The organism is Streptomyces sp. NPDC002520, from assembly GCF_053595235.1.
The window spans coordinates 71,672-97,947 of record NZ_JBSFXG010000019.1 but is presented as its reverse complement, the minus strand read 5'-3'; the positions used below and the strand labels follow the sequence as shown (position 1 = coordinate 97,947).

At 69.8% G+C, this 26,276-nt stretch carries 1 protein-coding gene (cut by a window edge); it reads left to right on the top strand.

Annotated features, from left to right (window positions below; translation table 11 throughout):
- Positions 1-26,276, top strand: the final stretch of a protein-coding gene (locus ACWD5D_RS25460; protein WP_451375051.1) for a scabin-related ADP-ribosyltransferase. It extends 43,273 nt beyond the left edge of the window; the window shows 26,276 of its 69,549 coding nt (coding positions 43,274-69,549); its start codon lies beyond the left edge, outside the window; it ends in the stop codon at positions 26,274-26,276.

Here is a 26,276-nt window from a genome sequence, read left to right as displayed (position 1 = left end):
GGGTATACGCCTCGAACGCCCAGGTGAGACTCACCCACCGGAGGCGATCGCCTGGCGGAGACCTCCGCGACCCGTCCCTGAGCCTCCGCAGCGATGTCCCCGACCCACGGTGGATCGAACGGCGACCGGAACCCGACCAGGCCCAGCTGCACCAGCTGATGGGCACGCATCGGATCCCCGACGTAGAGACCGCGCTCCGCCTGGTCCGTCTGGTGCGGCACGTCCACGGGGTCGACATCGAGGACCAAGAGGCCGTCCGCTCGAATCTGCTGAGGCTGTACGCGAAGCTGGAGAGCCGGCGCACGGCGGACCCGCAGTTCGCCGGCCGGCCGCTCACCACCGTGGCCATGCACGAGTACGCGGTCTTCCTGCTGGCCCAGGACACCTCCTCCGCGGCCGGTAGGAATCACCCGGTGAACGTGATGCTGCGGGCGCTCGCAGACGGCACTCGGCCGACGCCCGTCCCGCCGCAGGCGGACGCCGGAACCGCCCCTGCCCCCGCCGGTCTCCTGCCCCCGGGAGACACCTTGTCCGCGCCCCAGGAGTCCGTGCGGAGCCAGAGCGATGAGCACACCGATCTTTCACACCCCGACCCACAGCCCCTGCCCGTGCCGACCAGCGCGCAGAGTGCGTCCGATCCCCGGGACACACATCCGCAGGCCGTCGACGACCTCACCCCCCGCATGGAGCCGACGGCCAGCGGCAGCGGACTCCCCAGGACCCACGGCGGGACCCGCGGCACCTACCCCACCGACTCCCCTCTCGACGCACCACAAACCTCCAGCGAAGCCACTCGCAACGCACCGGTGCCTCTCCCCCCGGCCGGACTCGATTACCTGCGCGGCACCATTAAGTACAAGGACCTCGCCCGCCTCATCCGCCGGGGATTCCCTCAGGGCTCTGTGTCCCTCTGGGAGAGAGGACTGGGTGCGGAGCCGTCGGGCCCGGACGGGGTGGCGTATGCGGCGATCAATGCCATATTCGTCGATATCCGGGGGGTGAGCGGTGATCCGCGCTATTCCGCGTTCCTTGCGGATGCGTTGGCTGATCTCCGCGTGACGGAGAAAATGGCAGAGGAAGGCTTCCGCGACAAGGTAATTAAACTCGCAGTCGACGCCAACCTGATCGCGCCGATACCGCCGACCGCGCCGACCGCGCCGACCGCGCCAGTGCCTCTCCCCCCAACCGGGCGCAGAGAGCTGCACGGTGCTATCTCACAGCAGGCCCTCGCCACACTCATCCGCCCGGGATTCCTTCAGCGCGTTGTGTCCGACTGGGAGAGAGGACAGGGTGCGAAGCCGTCGGGCCCGGACGGGGTGGCGTATGCGGCGATCAATGCCATACTCGTCGATATCCAAGACCTGGGCCAGGATCCGCGCTATTCCACGTTCCTTGCGGATGCGTTGGCTGATCTCCGCGTGACGGAGAAAATGGCAGAGGAAGGCTTCCGCGAGAAGGTAATTCAAGTCGCAGTCGACGCCAAGCTGATCGCGACGGCCGGGGCGGTACCTCTCCCCGAGACCGGACTCAAGGACCTGCGCGAAGGCATCTCAATCTCACAGCAGACCCTCGCCCGCCTCATCCGCCCGGGACTCTCTGGGGCATCTGTGTCCGACTGGGAGAGAGGACTGGGTGCGAAGCCGTCGGGCGCGGACGGGGTGGCGTATGCGGCGATCAATGCCATACTCGTCCAAATCCAAGACCTGGGCCAGGATCCGCGCTATTCCACGTTCCTTGCGGATGCGTTGGCTGATCTCCGCGTGACGGAGAAAATGGCAGAGGAAGGCTTCCACGACAAGGTAATCCGTGCCGCTGTCGACGCCACGCCGGTGCCTCTGCCTCCGACCGGGCGCAGAGAGCTGCGCGGCGACATCAAAGTGCGGGGCCTTGTCGCACTCATCGACCCGGAACTCGATCGTCGCTCCTTCACTCAATTGGAAGGGGCTGAATACCGGGCATTCGGTAAAACCGGGGTGGCGTATGCCGCAATGATGGTTGTGCTCGTCGATATTCGCGGGCTGAGCCAGGATCCGGACTATTCGGCGTTCCTTGCGAATGCGCTGGCTGATTACCGCGTGGCGGGGAAACTGGCAGAGGAAGGCTTCCGCGACAAGGTAATTCAAGTCGCAGTCGCTGACGAACCGGCGTTGAGGGCCGGGATGCCGGGGCCGGTGGCCGACCAGGAAGAGGGCTCAAGCGGGGCCGACGCCGATGTCGCCGCAGCTGATCCTGGCCCTGTGACGGGCCGGTCCCCCGAGGAGACGCAGTCGACGTGGGCACCGTCTGAGGCGGGCCAGGACGTTCCGTTGCCAGAGGATATAGCTGCTTCCGGTCACCGTACGACGGATACGGGGGTGGCCACGGAGCAGCAGGTGCTGACGCGTATCGCGGAGGCCGAGGGCCGGGTGCTGCATGTCGTCCGTCTCGGCGACACCGGTCAGGTGACGGAATACTTCAACACCGGCGGGGCGGGGCAGCCCACCTATCTGATCCATCAGCAAAGCGCTGACGGGGCGCGGTGGGCGAAGGTGACGCAGGACCAGGCCTTGCGGTTGCTCGGCGAGGCGCCACTGACGCCGGCGGAAGCGGAAACCGTGGCGCGGGTGCTGCGGTTGACGCCCGACACGGCGAACCTGCTCGGCAGCACCCCGCAGAACGTACGTCCCGCGGTCCCGGTCCTCGTCCATGTCCTGCGGCACGTCCTCCCGTACGTCGTGGGCGAGCGCGGCGCCGACCTGGCCGAACCGGTCCTGCAGGTGGTTTCACGGCAATCCTGGCCGGCCCACGTCTTCCAGCCCGGCTTCACCGGTTTCTCCGGTCCACGGATCAGCCCACAGGTCCTGGCCGACCTGGCCACTCCGGAGGTGGTCCGTGCCGGTGTCGAGGCATACCTGACCGGCATCAACCTGCCTTCCCTGAGGCCTGACGAGCTGGTCCGGGCCCTGGCCGCCGTGGTCTTCGACACCACCGACCTCACCGTCCGCACTCGCGCTGCCGCCGACGCCGTGACGGCCCTGCGCCGCCTGGACTGGCATGTGCGGGCCACGGACCGGCCCGGGCCGGTCACCGACGAGGAGTTCCGTACTGCGGTCACAGACGCCCGCCACGCTGCCGAAGCCGAGCCCGGCCCGGCGGCCGCCATCAACCCCGTCACGTTCGCGGAGATCAACGTACTGCTGGCCCGGCAGGACCTCCCGGCCGCCACAGCCCACAGCGTCGCCACAGCCCTGGCTGCCCTGGGCCCTCGCCCCACACCCGAACTCGCCGCTTTCATCGCCGGTCGCGGCGTCCCCAGCTCACTGTCGAACGCATCGCGCGATGAAACACGCACCCCTGACCACCACCCACCAGCCGAGGACACCCCCTCCGCCCCCCACCCGTCCCCGCAAGCGCCGCCGCCGGGCTTCGCCGAGGGGCTCGCCGGGTCCTCGGACGCTCTGAGGCCCGGGCCCGAGGAGCAACTCTCCCCGGACCTCTCCGAGGCCCAGGTCGCCCGCGACGCCCTGGACGACCTGTGGCGGCGGGAGTCCGAGGCGGCCGGCGCCCCGCTGGACCGGGACCGGATGACCGCCGACGTCCTGCACCTGGGGCCCGGCCCGGTTGAGGCCGCCCAACACATGGCCCTCCTCGACCTTGTCACCGATGTGCTCCGCTCGGGCCGCAACGAGGCATTGGCCTCCGTGCGCCAACTGGCCTTGTACCAGCTGGAACCACTGCTCGGGGACGACACCGCCTTCCGCGACGCGAACGGCCGGGCGGGCCGGAACTGGGGCATCAGCGGCAGGCCGGTCGGCGATGGCGAACTGGCCACCGACACCGTCCTCGTCGGCCACCCCGATCACGCCAATCCGCAGGACGTCCTCGCGCCTGCGCCCTGGAGCAGGGTGGGCGGTACCGCTTACCCGGTGCTGCTGCGGCGGGACGGCTTCGGTCCGCTGCTGCACCACGCGGGCACCGACTACCACCTTTACGACGAGGAGCTGGCCCACCTGCTGGCCCGCGACGAGGTCCTCTCCGGGCTGCCGCACGGGGTCCATGTGGTGCTGGCCGGATCGTTCGTGGGCGCGGGCGAGTTGGCCATCCCGCGCGCGGTCGCGAACGTGGTGGGCAGGCCCACCTGGTCGTACACCAGCATGGTCGACCGGCGTGCGGTACCGCTCACGCTCGCGACCGGCGTCGAGGTGCCCTTCCTGCACTTCGCTCCGCACCTGGGCGACCGCGATGCCGAACCGGCCGGACAGTGGGTCAGGTCCGATGTCGGGGACAGCTACCTGTTCCCCGCGGTACGGGGCCAGAACGACCCATGGGTGACCCAACCCATCGTGACGGCCGACGGGTTGGCGGTCGGACGGGCGTCCGTCGTTGTGGACCAGTGGGCTCAACACGAACGCTCCTACGAGCGACTGGCCTCGCTCACCGAGTTCTTCGTTGTCGCGGAGCCGGACGGCCCCGCGGTCCGCAGCGAGCTGCTGCCGTGGGCGGTACACGGCGAGCGCCCGTACTTCTTCAGCGTGCACGCGGCCGACCAGATGGCAGTGATGCTCGGCCTCGGTGGCGTGCTGCACTCGTTCCCCCGCACCGGCCTCCCGGGCGTCCTGCGCCGGCGGCCTAGCCTGTCCGCCCGGCCGCAGCAGGACCCCGTCGTGCTGGTGGCGTGCAATGCCGAGGTGCTGCTGCCCGGCGAGGATCCGCTGACCCATCTGACGCTCGGCGGGCAGCTCGCCAACGATCTCGGCCGCCGCGTCTACGGAGCCAACACCGCGGTGGGCTTCCGTCGTGGGCAGTACGCGCCCGATGGCGAGCCCGTGCCCCCGTTCATGACCCTCTCGAGCACGGATCGCGAACCGCGCTGGATCGAGCGGCGGCCGGAGCCCGATCAGGCCCGCCTGCACCAGCTGATGGGCACGCACGGGATCCCCGACGAGGAGACCGCGCTGCGACTGGTGCGCTTGCTGCGGCACGTCTACGGGGCGGAGGTCGAGGACCTCGCCGAGCCGGAGTACGCGTACCTGATGAACGCGTCGGTGGCCCTGGAGCAGCTACGCGCGGGCGCGGCGGGCTTCGCGGGTGACCTGACCATCCGGGCCGTGCACGACTTCGCGCAGTACATGCTGTCCGACGAAGCGGTGCTCGGCCAGGTGTCGCACGAACTGGTCCGGACGGTACGGGAGATCGGCGCCGGCACCCGGCCGGAGCCCGTCCCAGTTCCCGCCCCCGCCCCAATGCGCCTCGCCGGCCCCTCGGCCCTCCCCGCCCCTCAGGATCTCGTCCTCTCCGCACCGCAGCCGCCCGTCCCGACCCTGTCGTCCGATCAGACCGCCGTGACCTCGGCCCTCCCGGCTCCGCCCAATGACGTCTTCTCCACGCCCGAGGAGTCGGCCCCCACGGGCGAGGCCGACGCCATGGCCGTCCTGGAGGGCCTGTGGAACCAGGTGTACCAGCCTCCGATGGACCTGGACATGGTGGCCGGCGCCGTACTGCACCTGCGGCCCGGCACCGAGGTGGACGCCTCCCACCGCACCGCATTGCTCGACCTGGTCGTCGAGATCCTGGATGCGGGCCGGGCAGACGAGTTGACCTCCATGCGCGATCTGCCGATGCATCACCTGGAGCCGCTGCTCGGGGAGGACTCCGTCTTCCACGACGCCCACGGCCGACCCGGCCGGAACTGGGACGTCCGCGACCCCGAGGCGGACCTGGGCGAGCTGGTCACAGACGAGGTCCGGATCCCCGACCCCTACCGGATCAGGCTCGACGTGCTGGTGCCCGCGCCGTGGGTCCGCGCGGGCGGCAGCGCCTACCCGGTGCTGCTGCGACGGGACCAGTTCGGACCCCTGCTGCACCACGCGGGCGCCGACTACCACCTTCACGACGAGGAGCTGGCCGACCTGCTGGCCCGCGATCCGCTGTTGGCGGACCAGCCCGGCGGGGTGCATGTGGTGCTGGCCGGATCCGGCACGGGAAGCGGCCCGTTGGTGGCCCCGCGCGCGGTCGCGAACGAAGTGGGCAGGCCCACCTGGTCGTACACGAGTACGCTCGTCCAGCGTGAGGTGATCCGGGCGAGCGTAGACGGCGTGGACGTCGCCCGTCTGCACTTCGGCGCGCACGGTGGCGACCGCACGGCCCGGCCGGCCGGGCTCTGGGTCAGGTCCGATGTCGGCGACCGGTACTTGTTCCCCGCCACGCCCGACCCGTCCGACAGCGTGATCAGCGAACCCATCGTGGACGGCGACGGATACGCGATCGGCCGCGTCTCGCTCCCCTCGGCCCACTGGGCAGGGTTCGAGCGCACCTACCAATCGCTGAACTCCCTGCACACCTACCTCGTCCGGGACGCCGCGGGTACCTCGGTCGTGCACTCCGACGTCCCGCTGCCCTGGGTGCAGCGTGGCGAGCAGCCGTACTTCTTCAGTGCCCACGGCGGCAACCAGGTGGTAGCGGTAGTGCACGCCGACGCCGGTCGAGTCCTGCTCGACCGCGTCAGCTTCGGGCGGGTGCTTCGCCGTCGGCCGAGTCTGTCCGCACGGCCGCCGGCCGATCCGGTCGTACTTCTCTTTTGCAAGGCCGAGCTTCTGCTCCCCGGTGAGGATCCGCTCACCCATCTGACGCTAGGCGGGGCGCTCGCCAACGACCTCGGTCGCCGGGTATACGCCTCGAACGCCTCGGTGGGACTCACCCCCCGGGAGCGATCGCGCGGCGGAGACCCCCGCGGTCCGTTCCTGGACCTCCAGAGCGATGTCCCCGACCCGCGGTGGATCGAGCGGCGACCGGAACCCGACCAGGCCCGCCTGCACCAGCTGATGGGCACGCATCGGATCCCCGACGCGGAGACCGCGCTCCGCCTGGTGCGCTTGCTGCGGCACGTCCACGGGGTCGACATCGAGGACCAAGAGGCCTTCCACACGGCGATGCTGACCGTGTACGCGACCCTGGAGGCCCAGCGCACGGCGCACCCGCAGTTCGCCGGCCGGCCGCTCACCACGGCGGCCATGCACGAGTACGCGGTCTTCCTGCTGGCCCAGGACACCTCTACGGCCGGCGGCGATAACCCGGTGAACGTGCTGCTGCGCGAGCTCGCCGACGGCACCCGGCCGACGCCCGTCGCGCCGCAGGCGGACGCCGGTACCGCTCCTGCCCCCGCCGGTCTTCTGCCCCCGGCGCAGACCTTGTCCGCGCCCCAGGAGTCCGTGCGGAGCCAGGACGAACAGCCTTTCCCCCTCAGCGACGACCACCTGCGGGCGACCACCGACGACCTCACCCCCCACATCCACCGAGGCGGCCCCGAGTCCCTCGGGGAATTCGTCAACCCGAGCTCGGAGGGGTCTTCGGACGGTGACGCCGTTGGGTTCACGAGGCTGGGGCCGCCGACGAAGGACGGCGTCGTCGGTTTCGCTTTGAAGGCGATCGACGAGCATGGGCTGGATCTTCAGCCGGGGGCGGCGGCGGCGAAGGCGGAGCTGGAGCGGGCTGCGGCGGAGGGGCCGGATGCACTGGAGGCGTTGGCGCAGAGGCTGGCGCAGGAGACTCCGCCGCGGAGCCTCGAGGACGAGGGTCTGGCGAACCTCTACCTCACCCCTGACCGGCTCGCCGAGCTGAGGGCGAAGGTCCGGGAGGCGCTCTCCGAGGATCCGATGTGGGCCCAGGTGGGTGCGGGGCGCCAGGACGCCGCGGTGGAGCTGGTGTCCTACGAGCACTGGTCGCATAGCCTGGCGGCGGCGGCGAAGCTGGCCGACCAGCTGCGCCACGAGGAGGTCCTGCGGACGTCCCTGTCGGATCCGGCGCTGCTCAAGGCTGAGTTGGAGGCCGCGTACGAGGTCATCGAGGAGCACTACGCGGGATGGCCGACGCTCAACCTCGGTGAGGCCGAGCGGCACCAGAAGCTGATGCAGATCGCGAACGATCTGTATGAGTCCGGGAACTCTCGGGCAGTCGACCGCGCGCGAGAGTGGGATGCGGAGCACCCCGGATCGCTGACGACCGAGACATTCCAGGTGCGGGTGCTGCCCACTGCTGTCCCGCACGCCAAAGTGTTCACGTTCCTCGACACCAACGACACCGCATACGTTCCTGCCGTATGGGCGAGGCACAACCCCGACGCACCGAACGCCGCGATTCTCCACCAATCACTTCCACTCCCGACGGGTGGGAATCAATTCCTTGGCAGCAAGGTGCAGCAGTGGCGGGGCCCCACTGCCTATCTTGACCTGCACGCGTCTCCGGAGCACTTCTCACCTGAGACGTACGAACACGGACAGGTTCGGGTACCGCCTGAGACGATCGCCAACCTGCTGGAGCGGATGCCGGAGTTCACGCATTTCGTGGACTCCTGGAGAGTGCGGGGAATCGAGCCCAACATCGTCATCATCGGTTGCGAGGCAGGCCAGCAGACTTTCGCGGCGACCCTTGCGGCACAAGCCGTCGCCGACGCTCTGAACAGCACGAAGACCTACGCTTCGGCTTACAAAGTGGGCCTTGCAGAGTGGGGCCAGATCTCCGTCCTCACGGATGACGCGGATGTGCCCTCTGTGCCCTTCACCCAGTTCTCGACCGCTTCGCCGGGACGGAAGCAGGTATTCGTGGGGTCGCCTCTGTTCTCGGGGGCGATCTCGCTGGACGGGCCCGGGAATTCCCGGATGCGTTTCCCGTTCGTTCCGGACGACATACTCAAGGAATCCATCGAGGATTGGACCGAGCCGGGTGAGAGGCCGTTCATCGTTCACGCCAAGGGCTTCGGTCCGCATGTGCAGATCTATAACCCTGGCACGGACAACTACAGCGAAGACATCGATGAGAAGCAGTTGGCGCGATGGATCCGCGAAACCCCGGACGTCAACGGGCAGCTGTATGTCGAGGGTCAGCCCGTTCTGCTGCTCTGGGACAACGCGGGCATGGGCGATGTGGCGGAGGTGGCGCCGGCGGGGGCTGACAACGCGGGAGAGGTGCTGGAATGGACGCCGAGCATGGCGGAGCGCCTCGCCCCGGAGCTGAACGTTCCCGTCTTCGGTCCCTGGGGCCGGGTGCACCAAGGCGATCACGACTCCGAGACGATGCAGCCGGTGATCGCTGTGGACACCCCGGGCGACGTGGTACGGACCGACAGCATGGACTGGGAACCTTGGAAGGTCTTCCTTCCGGAGGGTGACGGGGCGGTAGGTCCGCAGCCGCTGCCCGTACCGCCGTCGGCGTCGAGCACGGGATCGACGACGGCGCAGACGACGGGCCTGCTCCCGGAATTCCTCGCTCCGTCACCGCCGCTCGCGCCGCCCACCAGCCAGTCTCACGGCTCCTCCGCGGCGTTCACTGCGCCGCAGGGACCACCTCCGCTCGACCCCAGGTCGGCCGTGTTGCTGCAGAGCCGAAACGTGCGCCTCGACGAGAACGCGGCGCCGCCCGTAACGGGCTTCATCCCCCTGCCCGGACATCGCTCCGCACACCCCCAGTACCACCCCTGGTTCGGCCACGCCTCCGCAGCGCAGATCGACTTCACGACGATCCAGGCCAACGCCAACGGCACCGTCGCGCCCCAGTACCGCTATGACGACAGCCTGCTCTTCTCCGACCTCGACACCGACGACCCGAACATCCTGAACAGTGCCTTCGCCCACGGGCTCCCGGCGCCGCACGAGGGACCCCTGCCAGACCTCCAGACGTATCTGCTCGACAGCAACGCCACGGGCTATATCGCCACCACCCGCTCCGACAGCATCCGCTCCGTGCCGCAGGGGGTGGGCGTGCGACTGCTCATCGACGTCCCCGGCGGCTTCGACGTCAAGGCGACCCTCCCCGGGATGGCGGCGGCGGGTCACGAGAACACCGTGCTCCACCCGGGCGGCATCGCGCCGCGGTTCATCGTCGGCGCGGAGATCGTGCGCGGTGCGGAGCTGAACAGTTCGACGGGCAGGTACACGACGCCGGTCACGTTCGTACCCAATCCGCACTACCGGCCCACGCATCGCCCGGCGATCATCACCGCTGATCAGCCCAGCATCGTGATCGACGAACAGCTTCGGTTGCAGGACACCGAGCCAGACGTCTTCACCGAGCAGTGGGCGGAGGCCGGGCTCATCCTCGAAAGGCACTTCCCGGACGGGCCCTCAGCGACCGCTCAACGGGACTGGGCGCGGCCATGGGTGCTCTACGCCCTCCACGCCTACGGCGCGGACGTCGCCGAGCAGGTGGCCGAACGGCTGAAGGACCGGCTGAGCCTCACCGGACCCGAGGACGAGGTACTCGTACGGTCATCCGGGCCCGGTGATGAAGACGTCCATGCGTTTGATGACGAGCGCGTAGCGGAGGGCAACGCCGATTTCATCGCACTGGGCTCGGGGCTGTCTTCGGAGGGTGACGCCGTTGGTTTCACGAGGTTGGAGCCGCCGACCAAGGACGGCGTCGTCGGCTTCGCATTGAAGACGATCGGCGAGCACGGACGGGATCTTCAGCCGGGGGCGGTGAAGGCGAAGGCGGAGCTGGAGCAGGCCGCTGCGGAGGGGACGGGCGCGCTGACGGCGTTGGCGCAGAGGCTGGCGCAGGAGACTCCGCCGCGGAGTCTTGAGGGCGAGGGTCTGGAGGATCTCTACCTCACGCCTGACCAGCTCGCCGAGCTGAGGGCGAGGGTCCGTGAGGCGCTCTCCCAGGATCCGTTGTGGGAACAGGTGAGTTCAGAGCGCCAGGACGCCGCGGTGGAACTGGTGGCCCACGAGCACTGGTCGCATGGCCTCGGGGCGGCGGCGAAGCTGGCCGACCAACTGCGGCACGAGGAGGTCCTGCGGACGTCTCTGTCGGATCCGGCGCTGCTCAAGGCCCAGTTGGGGACCGCGTACGAGATCATCGAGGAGCATTACGCGGGATGGTCGACGCTCAACCTCAGTGAGGCCGAGCGGCACCAGAAGCTGATGCAGATCGCGAACGATCTGCAGGATCCCGGTAACACTTCGCACGCCGCCTTTGATCGCGCGGCAGGGTGGGATGCGGAGCATCCCGGATCGCTGACGACCGAGACATTCAAGGTGCGGGTGCTGCCCACCGCTGTGCGGCATGCCAAAGTGTTTGAGTTCGTCGGCGACGGCCCCAAATACGATTCCGTCCAATGGGCGCTGCACAACCCCGACTCGCTGGATCCCGTGATCCGCCAGCTGTCCTCGGAGGACGACCCGGAGACGGGTATGAACACCATCCTCGGCCGGAAGCGGCAGCAGTGGCGGGGCCCTACCGCCTATCTCGACCTCCACGCGAATCCGGAGAGCTTCTCGCCCGAGACGCACGAACACGGACAGGTTCGGGTACCGCCGGAGACGATCACCAACCTGCTGCAGCGGATGCCGGAGTTCACGGATTTCGTGGACTCCTGGAGGGCGCGTCGAATCGAGCCCAACATCGTCATCATCGGTTGCCGGGCAGGCAAGCAGACCTTCGCGGCGACCCTTGCGGCGCAGGCCGTCGCCGACGCTCTCCAGAGCACGAAGACCTACGCCGCTGAGTATCCTGTGGGCATTGGGAGGGCGGGCCACATCGCCGTCATCACGGATGCTCCGGATGTTCCCGATGAGCCCTTCATCCAGTTCTCGGCGGCTGCGCCGGGGTGGAAGCGGGTAGGCGTGGGATCGCCGCTGTTCTCGGGGGCGATCTCGCTGGACGGGCCCGGGAATTCCCGGATGCGTTTCCCGTTCGTTCCGGACGACATTCTTGAGGGTCTCGTCGAGGAGCGGACTCCGGGTGGCAGGCCGTTCATCGTTCACGCCAAGGGCTTCGGTCCGCATGTGCGGGTCTATGACCCCGAGACGGACAACTACGGCGAAGACATCGATGAGAGCCAGTTGGCGCGGTGGATCCGCGAGACCCCGGACATCGAGGGGCGTCTGTACGTCGAGGGTCAGCCCGTTCTGCTGCTCTGGGACAACGCGGGCATGGGCGATGTGGCCGAGGTGGCACCGAAGGGGGCTCACAACGCGGGAGAGGTGACGGGATGGACGCCGAGCATGGCGGAGCGCCTCGTCCCCGAGCTGAACGCTCCCGTCTTCGGGCCTTGGGGCCAGATACACCAGGGCAATCCCGACGCCGAGATGCAGCCGGTGATCGCAGTGGACCCCCCGGGCGATGTGGTACGGACCGGCGGCAAGGACTGGCGCCCCTGGCAGGTGTTCCTGCCCGAGGGTGACGGGTGGGTGGCTCCGCGACCGCCGCTTGCGCCGCCCGCCGGCCAGTCCCGGGACTCCGCCCCGGTGTTCACTCCGCCGCAGGGGCCGGCTCCGCTCGACGCCGGGTCGGCCGAGTTGCTGCGGAGCCGAAACGTGCACCTCGATGAGAACGCGGTACCGCCGGCAGCGGGTTTCATCCCCCTGCCCGGAGAGCGGTCCGCGGACCCCGAGTACGACCTCTCGTTCGGCTACGCCTCCCTGACGGAGATCGACTTCACGACGATCCGGGCCAACACGGATGGCACCGTCGTCCCCCAGTACCGCCAGGACGACAGCCTGCTCTTCTTCGACCTCGAGAGCGACGACACGAACGTCCTGAACCACGTCTTCGTCAACGGGCTTCCGGCGCTGAACGAGGGATCCCTGCCGGACCTGGAGACGTATCTGCTCGACCCCGACTCCACGGGCTACATCGCCACCACCCGCTCCGACAGTATCCGCGAAGTGCCGCAGGGCGTGGGCGTGCGACTGCTCATCGACGTCCCCGGCGGTTTCGACGTCGCGGCGACCTTCCCCGAGACGGCGTCGGCGGACCACGCGAACACCGTGCTCCACCCGGACAGCATCGCGCCGCAGTTCATCGTCGGCGCGGAGATCGTGAACGGTGCGGAGCTGGACGGCGTGACGGGCAGGTACACGACGCCGGTCACGTTCCTCCCCAATCCGCACTACCAGCCCGCGCACCGCACCGCGATCTCCATCGCCGACCAGCTTTCCGCCGAAAGCGTGCTCGACGAGCAGCACCGGTTGCAGGACACGGAGCCGGACGTCTTCACCGAGACGTCGGCGGAGGCCGGCCTCATCCTCGAAAGGCACTTCCCGGACGGCCCCTCGGCTACTGCCCAGCGGCACTGGGCCCGGCCATGGGTGCTCCACGCCGTCCACGCCTACGGAACGTACGTCGCCGAACAGGTGGCCGCGCGGCTGAAGGACCGGCTGAGCCCCGCCCCGCCCGGCACCAACGAGCGGATGCCGATGCAGGACCGTGTCGCGGGTCGTGGCATCGGTCCGGATCCTGAAGCCGAGGTGCTCGTAGCCGCGGCCGACCAGGTGGACGCGGCGCACACGGAGCGGGCCGAGCGGCTCGGCGCGGCCTTCGGTCCACTGAGCGGCACCGTGACGGAGCTTGTCCCCACCGACTCCGCCACGGACCGGAGCCACTTGCATGAGGCGATCGCCGAGCAGGTCGAGGCGCTGGAGCAGGCGAGCACGCAGGCGGATCTGGATGCCGTCGAGTCGCGGCTGGGGCAGCTGTTTTCCACGGTGGAGGCGTGGCGGGACGCGCGTAAGGCGCATCCGTCGCAGATGGCCGGGCAGACGGCGTTGCCCAGCGAGTTGCTGGACCGGCCGCAGTGGTACGACGATCTGGTGGCCCGTGTCGTCGAGACGTTGCCGGGCCTGACGTCGCTGCCGTCCAGGGCGCATGCGGGGACGGACGGCGGCGACGGCGATGCCCCGAGGTGGTACCGGGTGCAGGCCCGCGAGGCGCTGAACACGGCGATGAACAAGGCGGCGGCGGCGTATGCGCAGGCGGCGGCCCAGGTCGCCGCTGCCACGGGCAGCGGTTACATCACCTCCGCCGACCCGTTGGGCCAGGATGCGGTGTCGCTCTCCCTGGACGCCGGGCAGCGGGCGTTGTTCGACCGGTCGGTCGAGAATCTGAGGGAGGCCAAGGAGGCGCTGGAGGGGCTGCTGGACGAGGTGGGCGAGCAGGTCGCCGCCCGCCAGGGGCTCACGGCGTGGGATGACGCGGGCGTGCGCCAGGATTGGGCGCCGGAGGCGACGTACGCGCCTCCGAAGCACATGACGGGCGACGATGCCGTGCTGGGCACGGAGGTGCCGCAGTGGATCAGGGCGGAGACGATCGAGCAGATCCGATCCGAGATCTGGGGGACGCTCCCGAAGCATGTGCAGAGCGACGCCAACAAGAAGCTGATCGATCAGCACACCACGCGTGAGGCGCTCACGCGCAACGCCACATCGCTGATCAACGACAGTTACAGCTTCACCGTGCAGGGCCACAAGGTCCACGTCGACCTGGGGTTGAAGACGTGGCGGCAGCTGTCGGACGCCATCGAGATCCGGTTGAGGGAGACCGGTCAGCGGCGCGGGGCGATGGGTCGCAATTACGGGCACGGCTACTTCGCGGACGCCAACCTCAACGTCGCCTGGGCGGTGGAGGAGATGGCGGGCCGCGAGCCGTTCCAGATGGACGCGATCGAGGACTACTCCGGCTTCCTGACGATCGTCACCGGTGAGCACGTCGAGACCAACAACATCAAGGTGACCGCCACGGAGGAGAAGACCGTCAAGAACTCCTCCTACCAGTCGCTGCTGTTCGCCTATGACGCGGCGGTGCACGTGCGGGTGGAGGAGCCGCAGCAGAAGATCTGGTTCTCGCGGCTGCGCGGCGGTGACCCGGAGCCTCGAGTGTGGCGCAATGAGCGCCCGCCGACGGTGGCCGACGCGATCAACATCTTCTCCTCGGTGGAGAGCGCGCGTCCCCTCAACGACGCGGCCGCGGCCGGACAGAAATCACGACACGTGATGGATCAGGACGCGCCGGTACGGGTGCGGGCAGAGTACGCGCCGGACCCCGTGACACTGACGCATCCCATAGTGGGGCTGCCGTCGAATTCGACGGTCGAGGCGTTCCCCGGGGCGCGCAGGCTCAAGACGGAGATCCTGGCGCTGGCGGGTGACCTGGCGCTGCCCGGCTCGGCGGCCCGCCGCCGCCTTGAGGCGCAGATCGGCTACGTCGGTTTGAAGAACATCGTGCACCTGGCCGCCCGCAAGCAGGGGTACGACCTCACCTTCGGCGACCACGACGGGCGCACGCCGGTCTCGATCAACATCAAACTGAAGCCCAAGCGGCCGCAGGTGATGATCGAGAGCGACACGGCCACGTGGATGGACGTCGACGACCGGGTGACGCGTCTGGTGGAGTGGGCGTTGGCGCACGAGGACTCCATGGACATCCCGCCCAGCCTGACGCTGTTCGCCCTCGACTTCCAAGTGCTGGCCAGCGACTCGCTCACGCCGTGGCTGTGGTTCTGGGCCAGCCTGGACGCCGAGGCGGCCCACAGCGGTATGGGGATGACCACCACCGCGATGCACGGCATCCGCTACACCGGCGAGCCGACCGCCGTCACCGAATTCGCGGTCGAGGCCCAGCTCAGCCGCAGCGACCGACCGCAAGCCGCCCCGGTCGACGCGCACCTGGGCCCGCTGTGGCTGCGCACGCTGCGCAAGGACGCCGCGGAGTGGGCGGAGCTCCCCGAGCCCGAGACACAGGGCGGGGAAGGGGATCCGGAGCTGCGGCTGGACGAGGGCGTCGGCCTGGAGTTCGGCGCGCTGCACCGCTTCTCCGAACTGGATGGCGCGGACGGCCTGCTGGAACAGGCCACCACCCTCCTGCGGGACCAGTTCCCGGGGATCCTGCCGAACCAGGAGACGGCGCGGGAGGGCTGGACCGAGGGAGCCCTGGGCTACCTGGTGGACAACAAGTTCGCCGGGAGTAATGAACAGCAGCTCAAGAAGGGGCTGCACCCGGAGACGCTGCGCACCCACCAGCACGAGATGTTCTCCTCCGGCGGCTACTCCTTCCCGTTGTCGAAGCAGAGCGCCTTCGGGCGGTTCGGCGAGGACGTCATGGTCCGCGTCCGAGCCGTGCGGGGCGAGGTGCTTGACGACGGGACCATCGGCGCCGACGTCCCCGAGATGTCCGCTTGGTTGCCCGACTCCGAGCTGGACGTCAACCACACCGAAGAGCAGGACAACCTGCTCAGCGTCGCGACCATCCTGGGCCTGTGGGCCGGACCCCAGGCCACGTACCGCATCAGCAAGGCCGCCAGCGGCCCCCTGCAGGGGTTCGACACCAGGCCGATGCTCCACGGGCGATACGTCAACACCAAGGGCATCACCGCCGGCCAGGCCACCTACGGTCTCCAGGGATTCGCCCTGGACGGACTCGCCGAATTCACCGGCAAGACCGTCCTGCTCCTCACCGTCGAAGGCGTACGCCCACCGGCCGACGAACCTGCGACCGGAGACACCACCTCGGCGCAGGAGGGGAACGACGCCCAGGTGGAGGACGGGACGCAGGTTGGGGACCTGCCCCTGACAGAGGTCGTCGTCGACCGGTCGACGGACCCGCAGCTGCAGAACACGCAGGATCCGCAGGGCACGCAGAACACGCAGGATGTGCAGGACCGGGCGCAGGACATGCCCGGCACGTGGCCGGGCACCGAGGGTCAGTACAAGCCGCTGCCGCCCGCGCTCCCGGAAGTGCATGCCGCCAGCCCGGTCCAGGCCTCCTACAAGGTCATCGTCCCCGCCGACATCACCTCCAAGAAGGTGATAGACCCGCTCACAGGTGAGGAGGTGTGGGTTCCCTACGCTGCCGACGACTTGGGGGCGGAGGAACTGGTCTGGTCTCCGGCCGACAACGCCGGGGAGGGCACGGGGCAGAGCCTGGAAGAAGGCGCGCAGGAGTTTCCGCTGGAGATCTTCGTCGAGGCGACTGGTGACGGCGTGACCGCCGAGATCGTCTCCACGTTCCAGGAGCTGGGCAAGGACTTCCATCTCCACATCTCGCCGCACACCCGTACCAGCATCGAGCAGGCCGTGGCGGCCGCTGTGGTGGCGATGCCCACTCTCCGGCAGCGCCCGACGAAGATCTGGAAGGGCGAGCTCGCACACCAGCTGACCCTCGAATGGGCGACCACCGGCCACAAGGTGCACGGCTCCGTCGAGCTCCAGGCCGTGGTGGAGCAGGTCAGGACCGTCGCCGTGCCGAAGAGCTTCGGCACCTACAACGACGTGGGCGCGATCACCGCTGCCGAGGTCGCCAAGGAGACCACCACCGGCTTCCTCTCCGGACTGCGCCTGCGCCTGCCGTTCTCGCTCGGCGAGCCGGTCATGCCCCACCAGGAACCCGACGCGCACACCGTGAGCGGCGGGGAGCCGGAGCAGAGCCATGGCGTTGAGGAGTCGGAGCAGGGCCACGGCGGTGAGGAGTCCCATGCGCCGGAGCCGTACCAGCCGTGGGAGCTGATGTGGCAGCCGCAGTTCACCTACCGGAAGGAGAACACCACCGGGCAGGTCACGGGCCGGGGCGGCAACATCGGCCGCGGCAACACGGAGGTCTCCCCGATGGCGGTCGGGCGGGCGACGGTCCGCTTCACGGCCACGGTCAAGCTCTGGCACACCAACCGGCTGCAGACCTACGGGGAGCAGAAGGCCACCGGCGAGGTCGTGAGCCACGGCCGGGCGGTGATGACCGCGCTGCAGGCCACCGAGCTCGGGCTGATGCCCGAGCACCTGCAGGTGCACCGTGACACCTCCGTTGCCTACGAGCTGCCCGCGGAGCAGGTCGGCTCGCTCCAGGCCGAGTCGATCTACCGGGCCCCGGACATCGGTGTGCTCACCGACGCCATCCACGAGAGGATCAAGGCGGAGTACGACGAGCACACCGCCGAGGTGGTGCTGGACGAGGTCGGGAAGGTCCTCGGCCCGTTGAACACCGCGGCCGCCATGGAGCTGCTGCCCGACGGCCACACCATCACCGTCCCGGTCACCCACCGGGCGCATATCGTCGTCGAACGCGCCGGCATCGACGTGCCGACCTTCCTCCCCGTCAACCGCACGTTCCACGTCGAGCTGAAGGCTGAGCTGTCCGACCCGAAGTTCCAGGGCCTGGTGCCCCACAACCGACACGGCCTGCGGCACGGCGCCGAGACCTGGCAGGGAGAGAACAGCAAGCGAGCCGCCCGCCACGGCGTGGACTTCGTGCGGTTCTGGTACGGCTACATGCCGTACGCCAAGACCGTCAACAGCTGGTGGAACAACTTCAACCTCACCCACTACGGCCAGACCGCCCGCAAAGCCGCGCTCACCGAGGGGCAAGAGACCAGCATCGGCACCACGCTGGACCTGGCCGACTTCAAGACCGGCGAGTTCACCCGCACGGTCACCTGGTCAGCGAAGATCACCGAGGAGAGCGCACCGAGCGCGATGATCGACGCCGCCACCCTCGGAGCCCTTCAGGGGGTGCGCGCCTACGACGTCAACCCCGACCGGACCGGCACGCTCATCACCCGCCACGACCTGAACATGCTCCGACTCAAAGGCGCTCCCGAACCGGTCACGGCTCCCGAACCGCGGACCGCTGTCGACACCGCCTCGGCGCCGCCCGTCGCCGCCGACCCGACCGAAACCGCCCAGGACGCGCCCGACCTCGAAGCCGGCCTCGCACAACCCACGACCGACCCGACACAGAACCCCGACACCCCGACCGCCGAGAACACCGCGCCGACCGAGACCCCCGACGGCGACGAGCTCGTCGCGCCCAGTTGGGACCCCAAGCTCCCCCAGATCACCACCAGGCCGCTCGATGCGAACGCGCCTCTGTCCTCCGTACGCGAGGGCCTGGACTTCGCCCGCGCCGAGGAGACGAGGCCCGGGCTGCTCAAGGCCGTCCAGCCGCTCGGCTTCTCCGGCCTGCCGGACCTGCGCGAGAAGATCTCCCGACTCGTCCTGCCACCCGCCGCGCTCTACCCCGCCAGGATTCACGGAACGGGAGACTTCTCCTCCTACGTCTCCGCCCTGTGGCAGAACTACGTCTCCAACCCACCCCCCGGCTCAAGCTGGTTCAACCCGAGAATGAACCTGCTCCGGCAGGCCGGCGCGGTCGTCAACAAGCCCTTCCTCGGCGCCCACTTCAAACAGCTGGTCACCGACGGCGTCGCCGTCGAGATCGAGGTGCCCGGCCGCTTCTCCACCCTCAAGGCCGACCTCGAGCTGATGATGGACGTCACCGAAGTCCACGAGGGCAACCGCACCGTCAACGAGGCGATGCTGAAGAACTCCCTCGCCAACTCCTCCAAAGCTGGCTTCAACACCGAGGTCCTCGAGGGCTTCTACGCGGGAACCTGGCTCCAGCTCGCGGGACAGCTCGTGCCCTTCGGCGGACACGACAACGTCGGCCCCATGCTGGGCTTGGACCACCTCGCCTGGGAAACCGAAGAAGCCCCCTTCAGCGCCCAGAACACCGAAGCCACCGGCCTGAAGACCACCGGCCGCGACCTCACCCTCCTCCACCTCGACGTCAACTGGAAAGCCGCACTCACCCCACACAACCCCACCACCTGGTGGAACGTCGGCAACTGGCTCAACCCGCACACCTACCGGCCCAAGAGCCGCGAACTCTTCGAGAACGACCTGCCACGCCGAGTCAGCGTCTGGGTGCCCACCGAACTCAAACATCACCTCCTCAACCTCGCCAACGTCTCCTCGACGGCGACGGCGACGGCGACGGCGACGGAGCAGGCGCCGGGGACACCCTCCGCGCCGGCCACCGGGCCGGCCGAGCTGAACCTGCCCACCGCCGAGGCCCTGACCGACGGGGCCGACGAGGACGGCCTGTCGCGGCAGCCTTCCGAGAAGTCCCTCGGCAAGCGCCGGTCCACGGACACGGCCGACGACACCGAAGAGTCCGGCACCTCCGAAAAGCGCGAAGTGCCCGAAGAGACCGAAGAGTTCGAGGAGTTCAAGGGAACGGGCGAGCTGAGCCAGTTGGCCGTGGAGGCCCTCGCCCGGCTGCGCCGCGAGTTTCCCGACGCCTGGCGGGGGCAGCTAGGCGGCGCCTCGCGCCGCCTCGCCCTGCCCCTGGCCGTGACGGCGCAGGACCGCTTCGCGCAGCGAGAGGCGGTGGTGCTGACCGCCGCGGCCCTGCACGACACCCTGGACGAGACGGAGGCCCTCCTGGAGCACCACAGCGCCCAGCGCCGCTACAAGGGCGAGCCGCCCGTCCGGGGAACCGCCCTCCTCACGGCCCTGCACGAGGTGCTCCGCGATCTGCCCGTGGGCCAGAGCCCCCGCAAGGGCGGCTCGCAGCCGGACGGCGCCCCGGCGGAGGACGGCATCGCCACCCCGGTCGCCTCGGGCTCCGGCCCTCGCTCCCCGGACCAGCGGGATCCCGAGGACGTGGCGCTCCCGCAGAGCCCCGGGATCGGCGCGCTCATGAGCGGCGAACCCGACGACCTGGCGGGCGAGCTGAGCCCGGTGACCCGGCCGGAGCAGACCCCGGCGGACCAGGAACAGGCCCCCGCGCCCCTGCCCGTGGCGGTGCCCGTTCCTGTCTCCGAGAAGACCCCGACGGAGTGGGTGCGGGCCCAGGACGCCCGGGACGCGGATCTTCTCTTCGCGCCGCCGGAGGCGTTCACCGCCTCGAGTCTGAGGCAGTCCGCTGGGGCCGGTACCTTCGAGCTGCCCAACCAGGACCTGCACACGGGCATCCGTAACGCGATCCTGGCAGCGGTCCCCGAGGCGGCCCGCGACGGGGTGGGGCGGGCGCTGGACGAGCGGTTCTCGGTGGAGAGTTTCATCAGTGAGCTGCCGCAGGCGATCGGCGACCGCCTCGTGCTCGGCCTGCACGTGGACGGCGAGTACTTCGAGGCCGCCGTGCGCGTCCGGGTGGGCGACTGGCGGCAGATCACCGATCCGCACGGCCGGCGCCTGCCCGGCACCGAAAATCTCCTTGCGCCCACGGTGTCCGAGAAGCGGGAGCCGCGCACCCGCCAGGTCTTCGAGTCGGGCGAGTCGGTCAGCAGCAGCCGGACCACGGCCCACGGCGTCGGGTTGCCCGCAGCGATGATGCTCAATCACACGCTCTCCTCGATCCCGCACCTCAGTTCGGCCGCGGCGGTGTTCAGCTCGGTGCTGGCCGGGTACAGCGCGGCCTCGACGAGCACGGTTTCCTCCAGTGCGACCACCGCCCGCTACACGAAGGGCACTTTCCGGGCCGTCGACTTCCTCTACGACGTGTTGTATGACGTCACCGTCCAGGGCGTCGGTGGATCCGCGGCGCCGGGGCAGAAGCAGGACGTCCTGGTAGGGGCGCTGGTGGGGCGGCACGACCGGTCGCTGCTGCGGAGCCGGCGCAAGCCCGCGGACCAGGAGGTCACTCACGCGACCTCGGCGTGGTGGCGTGCGCCTGTGCCGGTCACCCACGAGGCGGGTCCGTCGCAAGCTCCCGCGCTCGACACCCCGGCCACGCCCGCCCCCTCGGACACCGGCACCGGCCTGCTCAAGAACGCCCTGGAGACTCTGGGGCAGCACCGGGGGCGCACCGCCCCGGACAGCACGGCCTACCAGGAGTGGTCGCCGTTCGACCGGCCGGAGGGAGCAGGCGGTGCGGACCCGGCTGCCACGCAGGTGGGCCCGGTCCAACAGGCCAAACTGTTGAGTGTGCCGCGTACGTCGGTGGTCGAGTCTTTCGATCACACCGAGGAGTTGCGCCGGGCCGTGTACTCCGTGCTGCCGGATTCGATGTCGCGGTTGGGGACGCCGGAGAAGGCCGCGATCGACGCCTTCACCAGCGTCCAGTCGATCGCCGGTGCCCTCCACCGGGCCATGTCGGGCGGCTACTTGTCGGTTCCCTTCAACACGGGTGGTGGGGCGACCGAGTCAGTCGAGCTGAGCACCGTCTTCCAGGACGCGGAGCTGGTCACCGGTGAGGACGGCAAGCCCCGGGTCGACTGGATGATCCACATCGACACGGAGGATGTGAACGTCGACAACGTGGCCCACCGCAACAGCGGGAGCGACAGCCTGTCGCTGTCCGCGGCGGCGTTGTGGGACGCGGCCAAGGGGCAGCTGGCGTCCACCGTCTCCGTCCCGGCGCTCGGGGGCAGCCGTTCGGTGGGGGTGTCGGACCCCGGGCAGCAGGCGGGCTCCGTGACCCTGCACAAGATCAAGCTGGAAGAGCCCACCGTGGTGCTCACCGGACGCACCCTCACCACGGTCCGGGGCCGTGGCGTGCCGAAGACGGTGGAGGGCACCGCACGGGTGCGCATCTTGCTGCAGGACGCCGTGCGGCTGGGGCTGATCGAGGAACAGCTCGCTCCCCGCGCCACGGTGGACGGGCCGCACGCCGGGAACGTCGAACTGCACGCCCGTACCTCGCCGGGCCGGCGGCTGCGCTTCGCCCCGGTGCTGGGCAGCTGGCTGCCGCAGCTCAGCCGGGTCGACGACGTGAACCACGGCGATGCCGGTCGCCTGCTGGAGCGGGTGATGAGCGCGGTGCGCGCGGTGGCGCCGGACATGCTGCCGCCGGAGCCGCGTGAGGGGAATGCGCTGACGAACCTGCTGGCCGCCCTGGCCCGGTCACCGCGTGGGGTGAAGGCCCACGAGCACACCAACCTCATGACCATCGCCAATCTGGTGCGTCCCGAGCCGCTCGCGGCGCGGCTGCACGACATCCTCAACGGCGGGATCTCCGTCATTCTGAGCAGGCCAGGCCTGACCGGACCGGAGGAGGTGGTCCTGAACCTCTCCGGCACCCTCGACCCGGACGACTTCACCAACAAGGGGAGGTGGGACGGCAACAGCGAGACGTATTACGGCGGTTTCTACGAGCTCCAGGGCGACCGGTCCACCGCCTACTCCTTTGAGGGCGGCTTCGACGTGCCGCTGAACTACAACACGCCCCCGGACCAGTTCGCGTTCCGCGGCGTGGGGGGCCGTATCGCGCCCCGGGTGGGCACCAGCTGGGTGACGACCACCGGTGGTGGATTCTCCGTGGGCGGCGCCTCGGGCGGCGGATCCCGGTTCATGGCCGGCTTCGAGGGCGCGGTCCACGTCCACGTCAAGGTGACCAAGTCCGGGCGGCCCGCGACGGCCCTGGCCCCCGCGGAGCAGCCCGCCCCCGCGGAGCAGCCCGCTGCTGTCACGGACGGTGGCGACGCCATCGAGATGACGCCCCTGGGGGCCGCCACCGACACGGTGGCGCCGGAAACGACGCCAGCCGCCTTGGAGGAGGGCCGGGCCGGACAGGGCGACACCACCGCGCCGGTCGCCCTGGAGCTGCGTCTGATGGTCGCCGACGATCTCCTTCAGGAGCAGGGGCCGGACGGACAGTGGCACGACTCGGTCGCCATGCGCTCGCACCTCGACCCCGACACCCGGATGGCCCACCGCGTGCTCGACCCGGTCCAGCAGGAGCCGCTCGTCTACGTGCCCGGTGAGAACGAACGCCCGCCGCTGCACACCCTGTTCCTGGCGGACACCAGCCGGATGCACACCGCCGTGGACGGACTCCTCACCGAACTGGATGTGGACCTGGAGCCCTCGGAGCGGGTCGGTCTGCACACGGCGCTGAACGCCATGGGCTCCCGCGTGGAGGACTTCATCGGCGGCAGTTACCCCTTCTGGACCCGCACGGTCGGCCGGGACTCCTTCGGTATGCGGATCAGGCTCGAACTCCAACTCCAGGCGATCGTCAAGGAGATGAAGACCAGGGGGGTCAGTCAGACGTCGTACCAGTACGACCACACCCTGACGACGGCCTCGGTGAGCGACAGCGCCACCCGCGACCTGGTCACCATGAGCGGGTCCATCGGTGGGAACGCCTCCTTCACCCAGGACCACCGCCCCGAGGGTTACGGCGGCACGGCCGAGGAACGGGCGGCTGCCACCGACAACTCCCACACCCCGACGGCCGGTTACCGCTACGGGACGGGAGCGCCGCGCACCCTGTCGGTCAGCGCCGAGGGGCAGAGCGACCGCGTGGACATCGTCACCGGCCCCCAGGAGCACATCTACGCCCGGATGGAGTACCGGTTCGTCGCCAAGCTGTCCTCCCGAAGCCCCGTACCCCTGGGAACCGATCCGGCCACCGCGCGCACTTACGGGGAGCGCACCTCCGACCCTGCGGTCATCGAGGCGCCCGCCCTGCTCGTCATGCCCACCGGGCGCGCGGAGCGGATGCGCGAGCTGGGCCGTAAGCGTGCGGCCGAGACGGGCGTTCCGGGGCCCTCGCGGCTGTCCCCGGTGCCCTCGATCACTCGTGGCGGCGGCCTGTTCCCCACCACCCACCCGGCCGACGGCCTGGGCCACGCGGTGCTGTACGACATCCCCGACCTCAGGCCGGTGGTCGAGCAGGCCCGGAACACGCTCTTCCGCCAGCTGGATGCCGATCACGCCGAGCTCGTGCTGACGCGCCTGCACGCCGCGCTGGGCGCACGGCAGGGCACCAAGGCCGCCATCGAGCCCATGGCCTCCGGTGAATTCCGGATCGTGGTGCCGTACCGGGGGGCCGTCTCCACGGCGCTCGCCGTGGTCACGGCCAGGATCGACCTCACCAACCCCGTCCACACGGGCGACGCGGACGCCCTCCACGTCATCGAGGGCAAGAACGTCCGCCGGGACGGCGTCTCCCACTCGGCCTCGCATTCCTGGTCGCACTCCGGCAATGTCGGCTGGAACTACGGGCACACCACGCACGACCCGTCCCGGCCCGTCGTGGACGGGGGTGGCGGTGTCGGCTTCAGCGCCACCTACGGGCAGGGCCGCTCGCTCGGCTCCTCGCTCGGGCAGACCCGTAGTTCCGGCATGCTGCACGTGGACGCCGGCCCCGCCCTCGTTTCGTACGACGTCCGGATCACCATCCATCTGGACCACTACTGGGGGGCCACCGCCTCGACCGGTGTGATCGGACCGGTGCTCAGCCTCGTCGGCAAGCACACCCGCCACCAACTCGTCGACACGAACCTGCCGGGGGAGCTGACCCTGGCGCACCCGCAGCAGCTGATGCAGCCCGAACCTCCCACGGGCCCGGGCCGCCCGGCGGCGCAGTCGACCCCGGCCCACAAGGCCCCGCCGCGCACCGGCCTGCGGCCCGCACCCGAGGACCTGACCGAGTCGTTCATCGGCACCATCGGCGGACTGCGCGAGCTGCTGGCCCAGGCCGAGAACCTGCTGGCGGAGAACGTGTCCCCGGCACTGGGCAGCACCAGCTGGCACGGCGCCCGCGCCCACGTCGCCAGCCGCCTCGCCGCCGTGTTCAGCATGGCCTGGCTGCACCAGCGCGCCGTCCACCTGCTGAGCGGCGGCACACTGCGCGTCCAATTCATCGTCCCGGGCATGTTCACCAACCAGGGGCTCACCCTCGTCCTGTCCCTCGACCACGAGAACCTGAGCCCTACGTCGACGCACGGCGAGGGCGGGGGGACCATCACCGGCACCATCGTCAAGGACTTCCGGCGCTCGCACCGCTCGGGCGGCGGCGCCGTCGACGCCGCCCTCAGTCTGAGGGGATCGGGATCGCTGCGCTCCGGCTTCGCCACGGAGGGCCCGGACGTCCTGCGGCCCGGTGTCACCGCCGAGGCCGGACGGACCCGGGGGACCGGACAGAGCGGAGGCGGCCTCTCCAGCATGCTGGAAAGCGGTGACAAGTCGATGGGCACCTGGGGCGAGGGACTGGACGGCTCGGACCAGCGGAAGTTCGTCCAGCTCTCCGTGGGGCGGGCCCGCTGGAACATCGGCCTGGAACGGTCGGACGGAACAGGGGTCGGCGTCCAGGTCACGGTCGTGCAGGACGCGCTCACCTTCTTCGCTCCCGAGGAACGGGCCGAGCGGCTCCTCGCGCTCGACCCGACGGCCATCACCGAGCCCCTCGTGGGCTCGCAGCCTCCGGCGCGCGGCCTGCAGGGGCGGATGCCGGGCGGCTGGCTGCCGGGCCCGGGCCCGGGCCAGGACAGCGACACCGAACCGGACACGGACCAGGCACCGGGGACAGCCACCGGGCCGGCCGAGCTGAACCTGCCCATCGCCGAGGCCCTGACCGACCTGCGCACAGGCATCCAGGAGCAGATGGGCCCCCAGGTGGGAACCCGGCACCTGCTCCGCGACGTGGACGGCGTTGCCCAGCCCGCTCCGGCGCCCTGGGCGGCCGACAGGGTGCGCTTCCTCCTCTTCGAGGCCGAAGGCGACGACTTGCGGCTCCCCGGCCCTGACGGGTTCCCGGAGACGTACGCCCCCGACCAGGCGGCGAACCGCATCGCGGACATACTCGAGGGAGCCGGAGCCGGAGCGGTCCCGGAGGTATTCGTCCTGGTCGGGGAGGGGACCGAGGCCGGCAGGCAGGACCTGGCCCACCAGCTTTCCTACCGGACGCGTAATCCGGTGTGGGTGGCCGCTGGGCCGTCACGCCTGGAGCCAGGCCCCGACGGGATCACCCGCTTTCGCACCGAAGGGGATGGCGAGTGGATCCGCTTCGACCCCCCACAGCCAAGCCGTTGA